Raw genomic sequence first — 20134 nt, 5'->3', positions numbered from 1 at the left:
TTTTCTAGAAGGATATGGGCGACGAGTTCAATTTTCTGTGTTTGAATGTTTTTTGAGTTTAGACCAGATGCGCCAGCTTTATGAAAAGGTGAAAAAGTTAGTTGAGCCAGTGGAGGATAATGTGCGATTTTACTGGATATCGGAGGAAGCGGTTTCGAGGGCGTTGGTGATTGGCTCAGAAGCACCCCAACCGCCGCCAAAGTATTATGTTATCTAGGTTTGAGGGAAATTAGGGGTGATTTTTAGTTGGTGAATCGACACCACTCGCCAAATCGCCGAAACCCTATATTTTTCGTTGAGTGGTGTCGATGCCTTACAGGGAAAGGATTTGCGGTATGTATTTTGAGCAATTTTGGGCAGGATGCATTATAATTTCAGCAGTGGTGTCGATTGGGCGGTTGAAACCCTTACTGGGCAAGGGCTGCTAGACGAACTCCCTACCGATTGGGTTAAATCGGATTAGTTGGAAACAATTCATAGCCCATGAATCCGTTGGAATTACCGCTCCCCTACCGATTGGGTTAAATCGGATTAGTTGGAAACCCAATATTCATAGGGAATTTTCATGGTTTAAACCCCTACCGATTGGGTTAAATCGGATTAGTTGGGTTTCCTTTGTCAACCCAACCTACAAGCATTACACCGTGGGACTTTAGCTTAATTCATAAGACTTTATTGTCACTTTAAGTACGGGAGAGCCGACTATTGTAGTGGTTGTGGTGAAACTTACAAACTAGAAAACTTATCAATATGTGTCGAATGCCGTAACGTCTATTGCTATCGTTGTGCCAGTAATTCTTGTACCTGCGGTGGAGAATTAGTAGGCTAGTCTAGTCGGTAGAGAGTAGAGAGACGTTCCGCCGGAACGTCTCTACAAAAGGGAGGATGGGTGTAATTTTTGTGACAATCAGGAGTTACGCAAAAACGCCACATATAGTAGGGGCACGGCATTGCCCATCCGTGTCAACTTAAGCTCAACCCCTCACCCCCAGCCCCTCTCCCCAGCGTGCTATGCATTACCCAGATGTTTCTTAAACATTGCGCGATCGCACTCCCTCCCCCAACCCGTCAAACCCCCAACGGAAACCGTCTCAGGGTCATCAAAGTGTTAGCGCCAGTCTCTGTGAGATGATTAGGGTGGCGGATGAGGAAGAACTAGAAGCCGCTATGCTGCTTTCTTGTCCGTCGTATGGAGAGGGCGTCAAACAGAGGTTGAACGGGTTAAATCGACTCTTTGACTCCCGAACAGCGGGTTACATCTGAATTAAAATGACTGGAAAGTAGGAGGACAAGCAAACCGATGAGTTTAGTTATTTCTGATGAAATTATTAGGGCAAGTGGATTATCTGAACCGGATTTCCTCTTAGAAATTGTTCTGCTGCTATTTAAGCAGAAAAAAATCAGTCTGGCTAAGGCAAGTCATTTGCTAGGGATGCCCCGGATTCGGTTCCAGCACGAATTAGCGTCTCGTCAGATTCCGATTCACTATGATGTGGAGGATTTTGAGACAGATTTAAGCAATTTACGGGCAGCAGGACGATTGTGATTATTATTAGTGATACATCTCCTATTACTAATCTGGCGGCTGTCGGACATTTGTCTTTATTGCAGCAACTCTATGGGGATATCATTATTCCTGAGAGGGTTTATCAGGAACTGACGGGTGCAGGGGATTCGATACCTGGATGTCGTGAAGTTCAGACGTTGGCGTGGATTTCTGTCCGTTCGGCGGTGAATCAGGAACAGGTGAGGTTGCTACAAGATAAGTTGGATGCTGGAGAGGCGGAAGCGATTACTTTGGCGGTTGAACTAGATGCCGATTGGTTATTAATTGATGAGGAGTTAGGCAGAACAATTGCCGCCGAGTATCAGATTCAGTTTACTGGGGTGTTGGGGATTTTAATCGAGGCGAAATATCGAGGGTTGATTACACAGGTTAAACCCCTATTAGATGAGTTGATTAGAACAGCCGATTTTTGGGTGAGCGATCGCCTTTATTCTCGTGTCTTGCAAATGGCTGGAGAAGCAGGGTAATGATTGTCCTCTTCTTACATCAAAGGGCTGGGGGTGAGGGGTTGAGCTTAAGTTGACACCAATGGGCATTGCCGTACCCCTACAGGTAGTGCCTGTGCTGCTTCGTACTTCTCCAACAGCATTGTAGCCTTTGGCAGAATGCTAACGTGAGTAGCGCTATCTTGGACAGCTTCAAGGTCTAAGCTGCACTCAATTCCCTTGTAGTAAAAGAAAACCCCCCTTCCAGCCATAGGTTTTAATACGAGTAACAAACAAGCAAAGGATGCCAAACCTTTATGGGAACCAATCGTCGGGTACTCATTCTTGCCGATAGCGACAATACGTTCTTAGCTGCACAAAGCTTTAACCGCAGGCTGGACTGGCAAAAAGTCCGCGACTACCTCGCTGACCCCAGAGAAGGTCGAGAACTGATTGAAATGGTCATTTACGTTGGACTACCTCCAGCCAGGGAACGGTTTGAAGAACAACGTAAAAGTAAAGAAAAATTCATCTATTGGGCAAAAAGTAACGGCTTCTTAGTCGTGCAAAAGGAAGGTAAAACCAAAGGCGATGATTATGAAACCAACATTGATATCGTCATGGCAATGGATGCCATTGAACTCGCCTTAGAAGTTCGCCCCGATATTGTTGTCTTAGTTACCGGAGACTCTGACTTTGCCTACCTTGCTGAAAAACTGAGACGGCGGGGAATGCGCGTCGAAGTGGCTTCTGTTGAACAATCTCTTGGCAATGACCTCAAAGTTGCTGCGAGTAGCATTGTCGATTTAATCGGAATTTTCGATAGCTTTGAACCGCAAAACAACCAGCAAAACTTCCACCGAATTGGTCACACGAATGTCTTTGATTAAATTTGAGGAGGTGAAACCCAGATTAGGGAGTAGGAACGTATGGAAACTATCAACGGAAAATTAATCATCGAAGCGGATCATCAGTTAGAAAACCTCACTCAAACCATTGAAAATCTGGCTCAACAGATTGAAGCCTTAGAGTTGAACATGAGAGCTATGAGCAAAACAGAAAGAACCGAATATCGTCAACAGATTACCTCCATTAAAGTATCGTTACAACAACTAGAGCGATATTACAACCGCCTGCTGTCTACTGCCATTTTGACAGTGATTGGTTTAGTCAGTTGGTCGATTTGGTTAAATTTCACTCAAAATCCATCTCCAGCGCAACAGCCGCATTCAAAAGTAGCGATCGCCCGAATTCACCCGACCACGAGTTATTAAGAAATAAGCCATTAAATCGAATGGCACGCTCAATAAGCATTGTGAGATCACCAAAACTTTTGATCTGCCGTAGCCGTAGGGTGGGCATTGCCCACCAGCATACCAGTCAGTAACATTTCCCTTAAGTAGGTGGACACAATTAAAGATTAGGCAACAGGCAATAGTACAGCTATAGCACCCAATTCAATAGTCGTGGTGCGTTAGCGTAACGCACCCTACATTCTAAAACAAAGGAGATTGTCATGAGAGCAGTTGTTAACGGTAAATTAATCGATTTACCCAATGGCGCAACCGTTGAAGACTTGAGAAATAACTTTCCCGAAATTGGCAATGATGATGTCATGGAAGAGGGGTTTGGTGGCACGAAACCCCTCAAAGAAAATGAAGCCCTCAAAGAAGGCTCTAAAGTTTGGACGGTTCCCAAAATTGTAAAAGGATAAAGGAAACAATGACAGTTAGAGTGAATCCCGGTCAAACCGATTTTAAACCCAGTACGAGACTCTTGTCTGAACTCAAACTTTTGGAGAAAGTGGCAAAGACTGTACTTGTTGGCAGTAAAACAGTTGGTGGTATTCAATATACCGCTGTTCTGGTCAAAGGAATGCCCCTATCCTCTCAGAAATTCCGAGTGTCTAACACAGATGTCTTATTCTTACTTCCCCCCGATTACCCGCGTCTTCCGCCAATTGGTTGCTATCTAAACTACCCGTGGAATACCGTAGGACAGGGCGACCATCACTTTACTCACCAAAGCTATTATGGCGCACCGTTTTTAAGCGAAGAAGGCTGGTATTGGTATTGCGTTGGACTCGGTGGCGGATTTAATCGAGATAGATGGCTGAATGCTTGGCGTCCTAGTCGCCAACCTGAACAAGGACACAATCTGGCGACATTATTTGTCACCGCACGCCACGCGATTAATACCGATGATTGAGTAGTAAATTGTAGGGTGGGTTAGGCGATAGCCGTAACCCACCAAGGCTCAAGAAATGGTGCGTTACTGCTATCCAGAAACTGTAGGGGCGCATGGCGTGCGCCCGGTTTAACCGTCTACATCCGACATCCGATGCTGTTGGGTTTCCTGTCGTCAACCCAACCTACAATCTGTAAACGCTACTAAAGAAATGGTGCGTTACGCTTCAAAGATAGCACCCTACATTCTACATCCAATATCCGATAAGCTGTCATGCATTTAAATTGGGAATGGGTAGTGAGCAAGATGCTCACACTACAAGGATTTTGCTTTTCTTGACATTACGGTTTAAATGCCGAACAGCTTATCCGACATCCGAAATTTGATACACATAGCCTTTCTGAAAAACTCATGAACAACTTGAAAAAATCACCCCAAATGTCTCTACACATCCCACCCAAAATGTGGCATCAATTTTACCGCGCTATGCAGGATGCTCGCACGACGAATGAAGAAGTGATTGGTTTTTTATTCTGCAAACGTCATCAGGTATCTAAACAACAAGTGAGATATCTGCCTCAAGCGTGGGTGGTTCCCTCTCCCGATTGCTACGAACGTCAATCTGCGAGTGGGTTAGTGCTTAAACAGGAATTTCACCGTTACTTAATTGAGACATTTCTGGCAAAGGAAAAACTCGATGTGGTTCATATTCATACCCATGCTGAATCAGGTAAGCCTGAATTTTCTAGCGTGGATGACCATTATGAATCAGAATATGCTCGGTTTCTTTCGTCTCACTTCCCCAAAAAGCCGCGTTTAATCTCTGGAGTGTTTGACGAAACCTTACAACAGTCTCAATTCCGCATCTGGGATAGAATTGGACAGTCATTTGAGCCGATTCACTGTTCCCAATCCTGGTTTGAACTCACCCCTGGTGTTAATATTTCCAACCAGACAAACTTAATGTTTGCCCGTCAACAGGTTTTTGGTGAAGGGGTACAAAACCAACTGGGTGAACTCACCGTTGCTTTAATCGGCTGTGGGGGTATTGGGGCAATTTTTGCCGAACTGCTGGGACGTTTAGGGGTGAAAAAATGGGTATTAATTGACCCGGATCACATCGAAGCCGTTAACCTGAATCGTCTCCCGGCTGCGACTGAGGATATGGCAAGCCAGCAATGGTACAAAGTCCATTATGTCAAGCACCTGATCAAACGCATTTATGCCACGGGTTCTCATGTCAAAGCTATCCCCGCATCGATTACCGATGAAGCCGCTAAACAGGAAGTCGCAGCGGCTGATTTAATTGTCGTCGCCACGGATAACCACTCCTCCCGGCAAGTTGCTCAAGAGTTAGCCTTAAACTATATGCGTCCCCTGGTATGTCTAGGGACTCACATCGACATCAAACCGGATAAGACGCCACGGATGTATTGTCGCATCACCGTGCCACCCTTGGGCGGTGGGTGGTGTTTAATGTGTGGCAATATGATTAACTTGCATCGTGCAGCCTTAGAGTCGGCGGCGGAGGAGATTCATCATCTGGCTAATCGAGTCGGGTATGTAGAAGGCATCGGCGACCCAGCCGTATTCTGGTTAAATAGCCTGTGTGCGAGTACGGGAGTTGGAGTTATCCACAGTCTTGTCAGTGGCTTTCTGGATGCCGATAATGGTTTGGACTGGATTTACGAGTTTCCAGGGTCGAATTGGCATAAGACGAATCCTGAGTATTTGGGGAGTTGTGGTTGCTATTTTTGTGGGGGTTGATACCGAGTTGCGTTCTATCATGTCATTCTGAGCGGAGCGAAGAATCTGGACAGATGCTTCGCTACTGTTCCTTCGCTTTGCTCAGGACTTCGCTCAGCATGACAAATTCTACCTTAGACTGCAACTTGGTATGAGGCGCAAACACATTGAGAGGTTTTGTCGGTCGAGTCCTCAAATTGCCAGGAGTGTTAACCTTTGGAAATGGGCTTTTCCAGCTAACTGTATACTGTTGGCATCAGCAATCAAAACGTACTAACAGTAATGTTGCACCTCCAACTTAAAGCGTTTGTAGTCAGCGCTTTAGCGCTTATGGCACTAAAGTGCCGACTACGAACCGAACCCTGCGCTTATGGCACTAAAGTGCCGACTACGAACCTACTACGAACCCGGCGACATTTAAGTTAAGGCTGGTGGGCATTACCCACCCTACAATACTGTTACCTTTAATCAAAGTCCACCAACTTAGGACTGGCTTATGAACACAAACTGTTACACTGTGATTACCTTTGCTCCCGTACAGGGTTTCATTGAGAAATCACGCAAACTGCGGGACTTATACGGCAGTTCTTTTCTCCTTTCTTATTTAGCTTGTGCAATTTGCCATGCCGCCCAAAAACATGGCTGTCGGGTTGTCTCTCCAGCATTAATTAATGTGACCCAAGGTACACCCAACCAAATTATTATCGCTGGAAATTTATCCAAAAACATAGCTGAAGCGGCTTTTAATCAGGCTTGGCAAACAGTTGTCGAAACCTGTCAGAAATATATCGAGCAAGCCTTAAACACCTTTACTTATACCTGGCAACGGGAATGGAATGCTTGGTCAAATCATGCCTGGGAATTTTTTTGGACGCAAAGCACCGATGAAGAATTGAGTCAAGCCAAAGCAACTGACATTACGCTAAAAGATGTCACCCTAATGACTCACGCTCGCCGTAAACTGAATCAAGTTAAAACCCAACGAAATTGGATAGCGATTAACTGGCAAGGAGAAAGTTCAACCTTATCGGGGATGGGAGCGATCGCCTACCCTCGGATGACCGATAAAACCCATCCCCTTAACTCTAGCATGGCTGAACAAACTCAGGATATTAATCAGTTTTACCACCAACTGAGCCAGCACTTAGGAGAATCCATTCTTGATCCGTCTGAACGCTTAAGTATTCCAGAACTGATTAAACGGTTAATCACGTTAGATGCTATTGCCAATCAATTTATTTCTGAAAAAGACCTGCCGAGTATTGAAATCCCTCAAAGCTTTGTTGACTTAAACCGATTTGACAATAAATTATGGGCAGGATACTTTCAGGGGGATGGGGATAAGATTGGCGACTATTTGCGCCAGTTAAAAGAAAAAGGGGCAGATGAAGCCGACTCTCTCCACACCTTTAGCCAAGCGATGATGGAATGGGGTAAAAATCTCAAATATTATTTACCTCCGACTCAAGCAGAGCGAGTCAAACGGCGGAATTTAGATGCTGATGGACGGATTATCTATGCCGGAGGGGATGATTTTCTCGGTGTTCTCTACCGAATTCCTGAGCCAAATCAACCGAAATTAACCGCTCAAGATTGCCTCAATTGGTTCTATCAATTCCCCCAAATTTGGCAACAACATAAACACAAGATTACCGTAAGTGTCGGCTTAGTTTGGGCAGCCCCTAGCGTCCCCCAACGAGATGTGCTACAACACTGTCGAGACGCAGAAAAATCAGCCAAAAACAAGGGACGCGATCGCCTCGCTATTCGGATTCTATTTAATAGTGGCAATTATCTGGAATGGGTTTGTCCTTGGTGGTGTTTGCAACAGTTCCTAGAAAGCTATCAAGACAGAGAGGGAGACACCTTAGCCGTGCTGCAAGAAAAGCCCAAAGGGAATAAGACAACCCCCAACTGGACACATTTTTATAATGATGTTGCCACCCTAGAATCTCGCCATGCTTTTCAGGGGCAAACTCAAATTGCCCTGGGGTTGTTTGAGCTTTACTTTAGCCCCGAAAATCGCCAATGTTTAGAAACCCATTTGTGGGATACAGGGGATGCTGATCATCAACAAAAAACAGGAATTTTAGGCAATCAACCCCATGTCCAAGAAAAGCAAAACATTAAGGCTTTAAACAACTGGGTGATTAACTTGGCTAAAGTGGGGTTTCATTTGTCCTCCTCAGTCACCGAGAATGCTTAACCCTAGCCCCTTACAGTATTATGTTTAGTCACCTGATTATTATCCAACCCCTTGGTTTTCTCTATGGTAGTGCGGGTCCCTTCCTTTCACCCGATAACCTAGTTGGGCGATCTGGAAATAGCTTTCCGCCTAGTGCAGCAACAGTATCGGGATTATATGCGGCTAAATACAGTCAACCGGGAATCAACAAAAGAGGGGAAACCACCCAACAATTAAACTTACCCGATTTAACCCTAGCCGGACCCTTTTGGGCGTATACTAAGGATACTCAAAACTTTTATGTTCCGACTCCCTTTAACTATTTAGCCGAAATGAATCCCCCACACGATGAGGAAAAAATTCGTCAAGGGAAAATCATTGAAAAATTAACCTGGAACAGCGAAACCCAACAATGGCAACCCCTCAAATCGGGTAAATTTGATACGGAAACTTGGCTACCAATTAACCAATGGGAGAAAGCGGAAACCGTTTCTAAAGCGCCTTGGCAATATTTACCTCATTTACACCCACGTTTAGAAACCGAACAACGTCGAGTTGATGCTAGTTCGGAACAGGGAAGTTTGTTTTTGGAAAATTCAATTCAAATGCATCCCGATACCTGTTTAGTGTATTTGACCAATACCTTTCTTGATGACGGTTGGTATAGGTTTGGCGGTGAAGGACATTTAGTTGAGGTACAGTGTCAACCGATTACCAATGAAACGCTTTTAGGACGATTAAATAAACCTGTAGGAAATAATTTTGCCCTAATCACGCCTGCGGTGTGGGGTTCTAATCGCTTGTCTTACCGATTTCCTACTATTAGGCAAGAAAAGGACTGGATAACAGCACCGGAATGGGAAAATGCCCAAGTTTTCACCGAACGTCCTCGTCCTTTTCGCTATCGGTTAGGGGGAACAGGAGATACCAAACGCCTATCTAGGGGACGTTATGCGATTCCCCCTGGAACCGTTTATGTATTGGAAACAGGGATTCCTAAACCTTGGTTTGACTGGGATAAATGCTGGTTTCCTGATGAAGGGTATTCCTATAAACGTTGGGGATGTGGATTAGCGTTACCCCTGTCATAGTTTTGGATTTAATTTTTTTGGAGAGTTAACCATGTATCACAAAGCTTACGGCATTATTGAAACCCAAGCCCCCCTTCATGTGGGTGCTAGTGCGGGAGAAGAAACGGGAAATTTGAACCTAATTTTTCGAGACCAATTTACCCAAACTGGGATAATTCCAGGCAGTTCAATTCGGGGACGATTTCGGGCAGATATGCGGAATCCGGCGATGAATAATGGCACGCGATCGCACACCGAATCTCGCTATAATGATGTGGCGCTTTGGTATGGTCATGAAGCTGTTGCTAACCCCAACCAAAAAGATTGCGGGACAACTGAAGCTTTAGTTAAGTTTGAATATGCCTCGTTGGTTTGGTTCCCTGTATTTTCTCCAGGACAACCGATTGTTTGGGTTAGCTGTCCATCCCTGCTCAAACGCTATCAGAAAGTTGCTGAAATTAACGCCAAAGTTCCTGATCCGTACACGGCTGATCCGGAGTTAAAAGCCCGTGTTGTCCCCGGAACGACTGAAAAGGTTTTATTCTTTAATCTGGGGTTTTTAGGCATTGAACACCATGAAAGTTTAGCCGATTGGATACCCGTTGGCGCAGATGTGCAGGTCAAGCAATTAGTTGTGGTTGATGACAATGATATCGCCAGGTTGCATGATATGGGATTGTATCGACAAAGCCGGATTAAGATGCTGGAGGATATGAAGAAAGTCGATACGAAAACCGGGGCATTTTTTAATGTGGAGGCGTTACCCGTGGCGAGTATTTTAGCGTTTCCTGTGGCATTAAAACAACTCGGCTGGAAACCCTTTGGAGAACCCAAACCGAATCAGCCTTATTCCCAAGAACTTTATTTTGGTGGGTTGGAATCAATTGGATTTGGTCGCTGCAATGTGACTTTAGCTGGGGAAGCGTTTTCCCCGCAGCAAACTGAGACTGAAAAACAGGAGGTTTAAGTTAATGGCTTGGAAATACTATAGTTTAGTCGAAGATGGGCGAAAGTTTTACAGTTTAGATCAAATTGCCCAAACCTTAGTTCTAGATGCCAGACAACGCGATCGCCAATCCTTAAATCAATCCTTTAAAATGCGGGAAGCGGTAGCTTATGGATTAGAACGGTTTTGGGGCGAACATCTGCGGCTAAAGGGAAAGTCGAAGAAAAATGGGGATGAATTTGACTGTAAAGGGGAATATTGGAAAGCCACCTGGGATGCTTTAGTCAGCATTATGCAACCCGCAGGGGTAGAAATTCCCAATGATTCGGTTAATGTGAGAAATCCTAACACGGTGCAAGCCATGGCTGAAAAGTTATGGTCAATTACGGTAGAAGATCAGCGAATTATCTTAGCCGTACTGACTCAATTATGCGATGCGATCGTATGGTGGACACAGCGCTATAAGGGACCCGGTGATTTGTCGAGTGATCAGGAGAATTAAGTAGGTGGAAAAACCTCTCCCCCAACCCCTCTCCTACCAGGAGAGGGGAGTAAAATCACAATTTTTTACTGTTCCCCGTTCCCCGTTCCCTAATCTCAGGAGAATTCAACATGGTTAATATAGCCAATGCAGCTCAATTAGTGCCGTTGATGTTTCAGGCGCAAATAAAAGGGCGATCGCAACTTCAATACATCAATCAAGAGGCTGAGGTACAAGATTCCCAACGATGGGCGTCTGAGTGGACAAAAGAAGCCTATTCCCAGCCACCTGATCCGGGTAAAACTGTTACGACGAGAACCTATAAAATGCAGTGGCGGTTTGTCACCAATGGCGGACAATTTGAGGGAATTATTTTCCCGGCGCTGGGTGCCTTTGGCTTGCCCTTTTATCCCGGTAGCAGCATGAAAGGATTGTTTTGTCAAGCTTGTACTTCAGAACAAAAGCAACGCTACCGCTTGACGAAAAATAGTGATGAACCGAGTTTATTACGGTTTCATGGCGGCTATCCGGTGAATGATTGGAAGCAAAATTTAGTCGATATTGTTCACCCGCAGCAGAAATGGCAGGTACAGACTCATAACACTCGTGAAAAACCACCTAATGAGACAGGATTTGCTTTAATTTCCCTGTCGGAACCTGCGATTCAGTTTGGTATTTCTAGCCAGTTACCGGATACGGATTGGCAGGAAGTTTGGGCAATTTGGGAACGGGCGTTAGGGTATGGAATGGGTTGTCGCACCAGCAGTGGCTATGGATTACCCAAAGCGCGGTTAACGGAGTCGGGAGAGGAAGAGTATCCGATTCCGATTCAAGGGCAACAATTATACAAGGCATTTTTGAAAGGAGAAGGGCAGGCACCTCAATTAATTGGTGGAGAAAAAGAATTTCGTCCTAATGTTTTTCGCGGGAGTTTGCGGGGGCACGCCTTGCGAATTTTCGGCGGGTTAACGAATCAGAAAACAGCCGAGGCGTTAGTCGAAAATTTGTTTGGCGGAGTGAATGATGGCGGAACCCAGGGGTTATTAACCTGTGCGTTTAAAACATCGGATTTACAACTGGGTACGTTTACAGAGGGGTATGGTGAACCCACGTATAAAGTGGCTGGCGAGTTACGTTGGCTGTTGATGTCGCCTCGCCAATTGGATGAAAGCAAGCAGCAAACCTTGAAAAAACTGTTGCCAGCTTTAATGCGGTTTGCTTTGCTATTTGGCGGGTTTGGGAAGTCGTGGCGACGGGCAGATCATCGGCAATTTTATCAGGAGTATTATCAACGTAGGAAACCTCTGATCGGGTGTCATTGGCAATGGGACAAAACGTCATTAACTTATGGGGCTAAGGTTTCTAGTTTAAATCAGGTTGGGCGATTTATTGATCAGGTAAGGCAAATTGCTTCAGAATGGATGCAGTTGCAGGGGGTAAAACCGGATGAAAGGAATCACGCTAACTGGCGAGAAGCATGGTATCCGGATGGTGTGGAAGTCTGGGGACGTTTGGCGGAGGGTGCTGAAGATTGTGTGGCTATCAAGTGGTTGCACGAAGCTTATCAAAGAGCAAATCGCCGATTCAGGGAAGCTGAACAGAGTATTAAGCAAAGTTCGGTGACGGGGCAAATTAGTCAAGTGGGAAGACTCTGGCATCGGATGTATCCGGTGGTGAAGTTGGTGGATAATCCAAAGAATCCAGGGAAGAAGAAACCCAGGAGTACGCCTAATTATTTGGAACTGTTGACGATTTTTCCGGATGATTCGCGTAAGTGTGATGATTTTCTGGATTTCCTGGATACTGAACCTGAAGGGTTTCAACGGCTTTGGTGAAGTTAAAACAGCACTCGAATCCCGTCAAGGTATTGTGGGTTCTAGGTTTGAGGGGAATTTTCAGTTCTTCATCTACACACCTCGGCAAATCGCCGAAACCCTATATTTTTCGTTGAGGTGTGTCGATGGCTTACAGGGAGAGGGTTTGCGGTATGTGTTGGAGTCAATTTTGGGCAGGATGTGTTAGACTTTTTGGAGGTGTGTCGATTCGGCGGCTGAAACCCTTACTGGGCAAGGGCTGCCAGACGAACTCCCTACCGATTGGGTCAAATCGGATTAGTTGGAAACTTTCATTTACAAACCCTCTCTTAGGGCTGTTATACCCTACCGATTGGGTCAAATCGGATTAGTTGGAAACACCAGGATATCAATCTCCTGTTGCGCGTGGTCTAGACCCTACCGACCATCAGCAATCTAGAGCGCCAGTCCAGAAATCAAAATCGATACTACAATCTCCCAAAAACCGTAACAAAAACTACGCAATCTCCCATTTAGTAGAGACGTTCCGCCGGAACGTCTTTACTAAATGATGTGTCCTAACCGTTATGGCTGTTGAAAGAGGGATATCTGGTTAAGCAGCAACTAGCTCATTGAGTTGCGATTCGCACTTTTGAAAAACATAGTTTACAGCAGCAAATAGCCGCTCCAAATCCTGAATCAGGTAGCGATTTCTATTTTGAGTAAATGAATCTTTTGCTAGCTTTCCAAATTCCCAGTCTTTCCCATTCGAGACAATACCGAAAATAATGACAGGCAGTTCATCATTCAACTTTTGCGCCGCCACCATTTCGGCAAGGCACTGCGCCCAACCTTCAGCAAATTTATCTTGTTTTGCTTCAACTAATAGAAAATAAGGCTTGTCAAATACGACTTTCCCTAATGGGGAGCGTTTCGCCAAAATATACTCAGGAAACCCGGAAAGATTCTCATCATAGATTAAGGATTTATGTCCCCACAAAACAAAGTTACTCCGATAGCATTTCCACACTTCCTTAAGGATTGGATAAATTAGATTCTCACAAATCGAAAATTCTGAAGCGTTGGGGACTCCATCCTGCATAACAGTTTGCAAGTCTTCACGGAAGTAATCAGGGATACTAAATTCAATCTCTTCCATGAAATTAGCTTCAGTGTAGGTGATTTGAAATTCTTTGAGAACTGAACTGATATCTTTATAATTACTGAAAGCCATCTTGACCTCTTCAGATGATTGAGCGGTTGATTGTGTATTGCCTGGTGTTAGGTAGCTTGCTTTGGCGATTGTTCAGGTATTTTATCATTGAGAGGTTCGATTAATTTTTGACCATTGAATCGGGCGCAAGTATGAGCGCCCCTACAGTTTCCGGGCGTAATTCTAATTCATCAAATAAGGTGTGCCACGCCACTACTGGACTGACACAGCTAAAATAGGGTTTTGTTTGTAGTAAGCACTTTAGTGCTATAACGCTTAGATGGAGAGGGCTGAAGCCCTCACTACGAACCAATTCTAATTCATCAAATAAGGTGTGCCACGCCACTACAAGCATTACTCAAATCCCGTTAAAGTATTATGGTATCTAGGTTTGAGGGCAATTTTCAGATGTTCATCGACGCATCTCGGCAAATCGCTGAAACCCTATATTTTTCGTTGGGATGCGTCGATGGCTTACAGAGTAAGGGTTTGAGGTATGTGTTTTGTTCAATTTTTGGGAGGATGTGTTAGACTTTTTGGAGATGCGTCGATTCGGCGGCTGAAACCCTTACTGGGTAAGGGCTGTCAGACGAACTCCCTACCGATTGGGTTAAATCGGATTAGTTGGAAACACAGTTTGTGTTGGTAATTCTCCCTGTATTTGGCAGCCCTACCGATTGGGTTAAATCGGATTAGTTGGAAACGGTAGGTGGGCATTGCCCACCCTACGTAGAGCAACCCCCTACCGATTGGGTTAAAATTCCCTATTCCCTATTCCCTATTCCAGTTGGAAGCCCCCTTTTCCAATAAGCAGATAGCTTAGAAGAAATCCTGATTGTGGCGGGGATAGGCTATGAACTTAGAATTCGACTGGTTGCGGCTCGGATACAAATGGATTTTTAACCAGAAGTATCGCCTCCATTTAACCGGATTTCGTCCAGAGGTTATTTGTTTCATTCAATCGACTGATCCCGAAAAGAAATATCTGTTAGTGCAGCCCCTTCAGGATCAGTCTATCTGGATGCCTCCCCAAGAAGGAATGCATCTAGAAGAGAGTCCCAAAACCGCTTCAATGCGCTGCTTGAAGACAGAATTGGGACTAAGCGAATTGCAAATTCAATTTAGACGTAGTATTTGGGTAGGCAAGCGTTTATTCCCTGAATATCGCCGAGACGAACGTGACTTAATCTACTCTGTGCGCGGATGGGTAGACAAAAATAGAATGATAGGAAAAGCTTATTTTGCCGCACTCATCATTGCAGATAGCAAGGCGATAATTCAGCCAAACTCAGCAGAAATCTATCAGTCTCAGTGGATGAATACCCGTGAATTGCTCCAGCAAATTAAGACAAATCCCCCAGACAAACAGAAGATTCTGCGCCAAGCTTGGATAAAATTAGTCGTTAGGGTGGGCTACAAATCTCTGAGGTAAGAAGGTGAGGAGACATTAGAAGCGATCGCTTCATCTTCATCGCCGCCGTCTTCTAAGACTAAAGCGGCGACACTGATCAAATGAGAGATATAAGGAATACCACTGCCTTTTCGGACTTGATGGTTATACAGCCGAGTGGCATAGACTAAAGCGGCTTCAAAACGAGTGGATAATTGTGGAGTTTCGGTAAGGGTTGTCATGTGTTATAAGTTGTAAGTTGTAAGTTGTAAAAGGAACAGGGAAGAGAATAATTCGCGTTATCGTTGAGGAGTGCGATGTTTTAAAGGTCTTGATAGAGTTGCCAGGTTTGTTCGAGATCCTGTCTCATGCGCTGTCGCAACTCATGGGGGAAAATTACTTCTACCTTAGGTCCCCAAGCGCGGAGCCGCATGATCACGGTATTGTCCTGTTGGCGATAGCGGAGGATGTAATAAGCCGCATCGGAATAGGTGTGAATATGGGTTAAGAGTTGTTGGGGATTAGGTAGATTTAATGACTTAATTAATGCCCGTGTTTCTTCCAAACTCTTCAGTTTATTAAAGGTCGGATGACGGAAAGAGTTGTCGATGTAACGTTGGGCAAAATCGGGTTCAAACCGCAGCAGAGTTAAATCAGAGTTTTCATAGAAATCAAAGCCATAAGCGGCGTCTAGTTCCTGTTGAATATAAGCCGTAGAATAGTTTTCAGAATGGTTAATAATGTCGGATTTAGAGAAAGGCAGATGGGTAGTATCCCAAGAGAGTTTTTGATGTTGGCGTATCCGTTCTAAACGGTAGTTGTACCATCCCACTGGCGGTTGGTTTGCCGTGCGCTGGGGTCTTTGACCAAAGGCACAGAGGTAGTAAGCTCTCTGATAATAATACAGGCAAACTGGATAAACGGTGTAGTTTTGCGTTTGATTTAAGTAAGCACTAGAATAGGCAATTTTCATCGGTGGGGTAGGCGTCTCTTTCCAAATTTCTTTGAGGCGATCGGCTAAATCCGCTGAGGTTTCCCGCAAGTCTTCGTTGACTACATAGTCATGATGAATGAATAAGCGTTGTTCGCCATTGATTTTTGTGAATAATAGTTGAGCAATATCCGATACATCATTAGTAAAGAATTCTAAGGTTTCCTCAAGTTTAAAATTAGGTTGGGTTGCGAATAGTTCACGGATAGCAGCCGTTGACCGTTTGCGGAATTTATGAATTGGCTTTTTGCTTGTGGCTTGGGGATTGATTGGTTGTCGGTCTAGGAACGGAGTTTTAAGCTGAGATAACTGAGTTAAGTGATTGCGTAAGGTACGGTCAGTTGCAGAAAAAATGGGAGTTGACAAGAGTTGGTCAATGTCATTTTCCTCTAACGTATATCGAGATTTTAAGGTGGCAATGAACTGATTGGTGAAAGATTCGGTATAATCGGAAAATAGCCAATCGGAGAAAGAACGAGTTTTATAATGCTCAACTTTTTGCTTAAACTGATTTAACCAATCCGCACAGTTAAATAGTTCAGTTTCAAATTCGACAAACCAGTCACTATCGCGGTCATACAATGACCTGAACATTACCCATCGCCGAGCGCCACAGGCTAAAAGTGTGAGGCAATTCTGGGATTGGGTTGGAGTCGATGGATGATTAGAAACTTGCAAGAGTTCTGGTACAAGTGTTTCTAAGCAGTGTAGAGTCGGAAAAAATTCTTCAGCAGGCATAGAGTGATTAGATGTAACTACCAGCTTTTGATTATAGTCGTTGCTGGCAACCCCCCTTAACTTGTCACCAATGAGTAAGAATGCAGCTTACTGGGTAAGTCTTTGAACCCGTTTTAACGGGTTTAAGCTTTTAGCCCCAACTTTAGTTGAGGGCTGATACTAAAGCGTGACTAAAGCGTGACTCATTTCATCTCAATAATCCCTTAATTTCTCGCCAAATCTGTGACTGATTAGATTGAACTCTGGGATGGGTTAAAACGCCCTGACTGGGACTAAACAAAAACGCCAGCATAAAAAATCCAAAGGTGACTAATACAATAGCCGGACCCGATGGTAAATTGAAAAAATAGCTCAAATACATGCCACTGATACTGGCAACTATACCAATTCCTGACCCTAAAAGCATCATCTGGTGTAACCTTGTCACCAATAAATAAGCCGTCGCCCCTGGGGTAATTAGCATGGCTAAGACTAAAATTACCCCAACCGCTTTGAGACTGGCAACAATGGTTAGGGCGATTAAAATCATTAAGCCAAAGTTGAGTAAATTCGTGGGTAATCCGGCTGCTTTTGCGCCGATGGGGTCAAAGGTATAATACATTAATTCTTTATACAGCAATAAAACAATGGCGAGGACAATGGCGGTAATTATGGCTGTATTTATGACTTCCTCGCTGGTAACACTGAGGATATTGCCAAATAAAAAGTGATTTAGGTCAATCTTATTGTCTTTTTGAATAACTGTAATTAAAGTAATACCAAGGGCAAAGAAGGCGGAAAAGACAATCCCCATCGCCGCATCTTCTTTAATCTGCGATCGCGTTCTGATCCAGGTAATCACAATGGTACTGATAATACCCGCCAAGAACGCCCCTAGAAAGATATCCACACCCACGATATACGCGATCGCTAATCCCGGTAATACGGAATGACTAATCGCATCACCGAGTAAGGCGAGGCGTTGTACCATCAGGTAGCTTCCCACCGAGGCGCAGACGATTCCCACTAAGACGGCTGTCAAGAGCGATCGCTGCATAAAGCTGTATTGTAAGGGTTCAATTAAAAGGTCAAGCATGATTTGTCTTATGTCTTATGTCTTATGTCTTATGTCTTATGTTAAATACCTCAAACGTTAGCCAGGGCGGGTTTTGCATAAACGTTAACCAAAACAATCAATATTAATCCCTAAACCAGGGCGGGTTTTGCATAAACGTTAACCAAAACAATCAATATTAATCCCTAAACCCGCCCCTACATACCGGAACATTTGTATGAAGGGAAGCGTTTAAGCTGCATCTGAAAAAAAGACAACTTGACCTCCATACGCCCGTTGTATGTTATTTGCCTGCATGACTTGTTGGCGGGAACCTGAGGCAATTAATTCCCGATTCAATAAAATTAAATCATCAAAATTGGTAATGGCTTCTCCTAAATCATGGTGAACCACTAACACGGTTTTGCCGGAATCGGCTAATTCGTGGAGAATCTCAAATATAATGGCTTCGGTTTTTTTATCTATTCCCGCCATGGGTTCATCAAAACAGAAAATATCCGCTTCTTCGGCTAATGCTTTGGCGAGAAAGACGCGCTGCTGTTGTCCCCCGGATAATTGCCCAATGGGGCGATCGCGAAATTCACTCATCCCCACCCGCGCTAACGATTTGGCGGCGATGCGTCGGGATACAGTGGAGAAACGCCGAAACCATCCTGTCTTGCGTATCCGCCCCATCAATACCACATCCCAAACGGTTGCAGGGTATGTCCAATCAATCTGCGATCGCTGGGGTACATAAGCAACTCTGCTTAACTGATCCATCAAGGGTTTTCCCTGATACATCGCCGTATCACAGCTTGTCTGCACTAACCCCAACATCGCTTTCATCAGCGTACTTTTCCCCGCGCCATTGGGACCAATAATCCCCGTCAGTCGCCCCGGTTGAATCTGACAGGTGATATCCTTTAGCGCCTCTACAAAGCGATACTGCACGCTGAGATGCCCAATCCTGATGGGTTCCTGGTGGGTAATGGTGGGGATTTGGGGGTTGCGATCGTTTCGCGTAAAGATAACCGTTGACATGATTAAACCGGGTAGACTCCAGAAAATGAAACGAATATGAAAATATTGTATCCTCAAAAATGAAAACAATATGAAAACCACTATATAAACTTGATGAATGGAATGACTCACTCGCAGGGTAGAACTCAGTTACAGGGGTGTACAGGTGTAGGGGCGGGTTTGACTGATAACGTTACCCAACACACCAATACCTTGACTAAACCCGCCCTTGTTGGGGGGAAGGGTAGAATTAATTTCCCGAAAATTTCCCGATGGAAGGTTCTGGCTGGGGTGATTCTGGGACTTTGGCTGAGTGGCTGTGAGGCGACAAATCCGAATCTCTCAGGAACCGACGCAGAGGACAAACCCAACGTTGTCGCCACCAGTACCATTATTGCCGACTGGACTGAACAAGTTGGGGGAGATGAGATCGAGTTAACCGGAATCCTCAAACCTGGTGCTGATCCTCACGTTTACGAACCCGTACCTGCTGATACCATTGCCTTAGAACAAGCCGATTTGATTCTCTACAACGGGTATAACTTAGAACCCGCACTGATTAAACTGATGCAGTCGGCGGGGGTAAATGCTAAAACCTTTGCGGTTGGGGAAGTTGTTTCGCCCTTAGATTTTGAATATCAGGGAGAAACGGAACCTGATCCGCATGTTTGGGGAGATGCAGACTATGGGATTAAAATGATTAATGCCATACGCGATCGCTTAATTGAACTTTCACCGGAAGACGAAGACAAATTTACCGCCAATGCAGCCAAACTCACGGCTGAATTAGCACAAGTGGATACCTGGATTACTCAGCAAATTCAAACCATACCCGCGAATCAACGTAAACTCGTCACTACCCATGACGCCTTTCAATATTATGCTCAAGCGTATGGACTAGAAGTGATTGGCACTCTGATAGGAATTAGCACCGAAGAACAACCCAGCGCCCAAACAGTAAAAACCCTATCTGATGCGGTGAAAGAAGCAGGAGTTCCGGCTATTTTTGCCGAAACCACAATTAACTCCGCTTTAATTGAAACGGTGGCGGAAGAAGCGGGGGTTAAATTAGCCCCATCCGAACTCTATTCCGATTCCCTCGGCGCACCTGAAACTGAAGCGGATACTTATGTGAAAATGCTGATTACTAATACCCGCACGATTGTCGAAGCATTGGGTGGCGATTATCAAGCTTTTTAAAATGGGGGCAATTAATGTTAACGGTGGAGATCGTCTTATGTCTTATGTCTTATGTCTTATGTCTTATGTCTTATGTCTTATGTCTTATGTCTTATGTCTTATGTCTTATGTCTTATGTCTTATGTCTTATGTCTTATGTCTTATGT

Annotated in this window: 19 protein-coding genes and 1 pseudogene; 15 read left to right on the top strand and 5 right to left on the bottom strand. The window is 44.6% G+C overall.

What is annotated here, in order from left to right:
- From cas2 to RIB93_RS33570, 13 genes are all read left to right on the top strand, one after another.
- Positions 1–217 (top strand): CRISPR-associated endonuclease Cas2 (cas2, locus tag RIB93_RS33630; RefSeq protein ID WP_446379846.1); only part of this gene is annotated, 217 nt, incomplete at its 5' end.
- A gap of 1083 nt (positions 218–1300) precedes the next feature.
- Positions 1301–1546, top strand: a complete 246-nt coding sequence (locus RIB93_RS33625) for a UPF0175 family protein (protein ID WP_446379844.1) — start codon at positions 1301–1303, stop codon at positions 1544–1546.
- Complete coding sequence (locus tag RIB93_RS33620) at positions 1543–2034, top strand: DUF3368 domain-containing protein (RefSeq protein ID WP_446379842.1); 492 nt, start codon at positions 1543–1545, stop codon at positions 2032–2034. Before RIB93_RS33625 ends, RIB93_RS33620 begins: the two co-directional genes overlap by 4 nt.
- Positions 2035–2309: 275 nt before the next feature.
- Entirely contained in the window at positions 2310–2882 is a 573-nt protein-coding gene (locus RIB93_RS33615) for a LabA-like NYN domain-containing protein (RefSeq protein WP_446379840.1), read from the top strand.
- 39 nt (positions 2883–2921) lie between these two features.
- Entirely contained in the window at positions 2922–3266 is a 345-nt protein-coding gene (locus RIB93_RS33610) for a hypothetical protein (protein ID WP_446379838.1), read from the top strand.
- A gap of 242 nt (positions 3267–3508) precedes the next feature.
- Positions 3509–3706 carry a hypothetical protein gene (locus tag RIB93_RS33605; RefSeq protein WP_446379836.1) on the top strand — a complete coding sequence of 66 codons (198 nt, stop codon included), beginning with the start codon at positions 3509–3511 and terminating at the stop codon, positions 3704–3706.
- Between the two features lie 8 nt (positions 3707–3714).
- Complete coding sequence (locus RIB93_RS33600; RefSeq protein ID WP_446379834.1) at positions 3715–4200, top strand: hypothetical protein; 486 nt, start codon at positions 3715–3717, stop codon at positions 4198–4200.
- Positions 4201–4617: 417 nt separating this feature from the next.
- Positions 4618–5946 (top strand): HesA/MoeB/ThiF family protein, encoded by a 1329-nt coding sequence (locus RIB93_RS33595; protein WP_446379832.1) that lies wholly within the window; start codon positions 4618–4620, stop codon positions 5944–5946.
- Positions 5947–6421: 475 nt separating this feature from the next.
- Positions 6422–8131, top strand: coding sequence for a Cas10/Cmr2 second palm domain-containing protein (locus tag RIB93_RS33590; protein WP_446379830.1), 1710 nt, complete (start codon positions 6422–6424; stop codon positions 8129–8131).
- Positions 8132–8151: 20 nt separating this feature from the next.
- Positions 8152–9201, top strand: a complete 1050-nt coding sequence (locus tag RIB93_RS33585; protein WP_446379828.1) for a type III-B CRISPR module-associated Cmr3 family protein — start codon at positions 8152–8154, stop codon at positions 9199–9201.
- A 31-nt stretch (positions 9202–9232) separates the two neighbouring features.
- Positions 9233–10147 (top strand): RAMP superfamily CRISPR-associated protein, encoded by a 915-nt coding sequence (locus RIB93_RS33580; protein WP_446379826.1) that lies wholly within the window; start codon positions 9233–9235, stop codon positions 10145–10147.
- A gap of 4 nt (positions 10148–10151) precedes the next feature.
- Positions 10152–10628, top strand: a complete 477-nt coding sequence (locus RIB93_RS33575) for a hypothetical protein (protein WP_446379824.1) — start codon at positions 10152–10154, stop codon at positions 10626–10628.
- Positions 10629–10738: 110 nt separating this feature from the next.
- Entirely contained in the window at positions 10739–12442 is a 1704-nt protein-coding gene (locus RIB93_RS33570; protein ID WP_446379822.1) for a hypothetical protein, read from the top strand.
- Positions 12443–13013: 571 nt separating this feature from the next.
- Here RIB93_RS33570 and RIB93_RS33565 read toward each other — a convergent pair.
- Positions 13014–13634, bottom strand: coding sequence for a hypothetical protein (locus RIB93_RS33565; RefSeq protein WP_446379820.1), 621 nt, complete (start codon positions 13632–13634; stop codon positions 13014–13016).
- Between the two features lie 832 nt (positions 13635–14466).
- Here RIB93_RS33565 and RIB93_RS33560 point away from each other — a divergent pair.
- Positions 14467–15045 carry an NUDIX domain-containing protein gene (locus tag RIB93_RS33560; RefSeq protein ID WP_446379818.1) on the top strand — a complete coding sequence of 193 codons (579 nt, stop codon included), beginning with the start codon at positions 14467–14469 and terminating at the stop codon, positions 15043–15045.
- A gap of 17 nt (positions 15046–15062) precedes the next feature.
- Here the strand turns inward: RIB93_RS33560 and RIB93_RS33555 are convergent.
- The 4 genes and pseudogenes from RIB93_RS33555 to RIB93_RS33540 all read right to left on the bottom strand — a co-directional run.
- A pseudogene (locus RIB93_RS33555) lies at positions 15063–15245 on the bottom strand (HD domain-containing protein); the annotation flags it as partial.
- Between the two features lie 80 nt (positions 15246–15325).
- Positions 15326–16732 (bottom strand): TIGR03985 family CRISPR-associated protein, encoded by a 1407-nt coding sequence (locus tag RIB93_RS33550; protein WP_446379816.1) that lies wholly within the window; start codon positions 16730–16732, stop codon positions 15326–15328.
- Between the two features lie 187 nt (positions 16733–16919).
- Positions 16920–17807, bottom strand: a complete 888-nt coding sequence (locus tag RIB93_RS33545) for a metal ABC transporter permease (RefSeq protein WP_446379814.1) — start codon at positions 17805–17807, stop codon at positions 16920–16922.
- Between the two features lie 210 nt (positions 17808–18017).
- Positions 18018–18809 carry a metal ABC transporter ATP-binding protein gene (locus RIB93_RS33540; protein WP_446379812.1) on the bottom strand — a complete coding sequence of 264 codons (792 nt, stop codon included), beginning with the start codon at positions 18807–18809 and terminating at the stop codon, positions 18018–18020.
- A 93-nt stretch (positions 18810–18902) separates the two neighbouring features.
- Here RIB93_RS33540 and RIB93_RS33535 point away from each other — a divergent pair, with 93 nt between their 5' ends.
- Positions 18903–19988, top strand: coding sequence for a metal ABC transporter substrate-binding protein (locus RIB93_RS33535; protein ID WP_446379810.1), 1086 nt, complete (start codon positions 18903–18905; stop codon positions 19986–19988).
- Positions 19989–20134 lie beyond the last annotated feature (146 nt).

This window comes from Coleofasciculus sp. D1-CHI-01 (assembly GCF_040218875.1).
Lineage (GTDB): Bacteria > Cyanobacteriota > Cyanobacteriia > Cyanobacteriales > Coleofasciculaceae > Coleofasciculus.
Note: the sequence above shows the minus strand (reverse complement) of the source record. Positions and strands in the feature narration are given on the sequence as shown.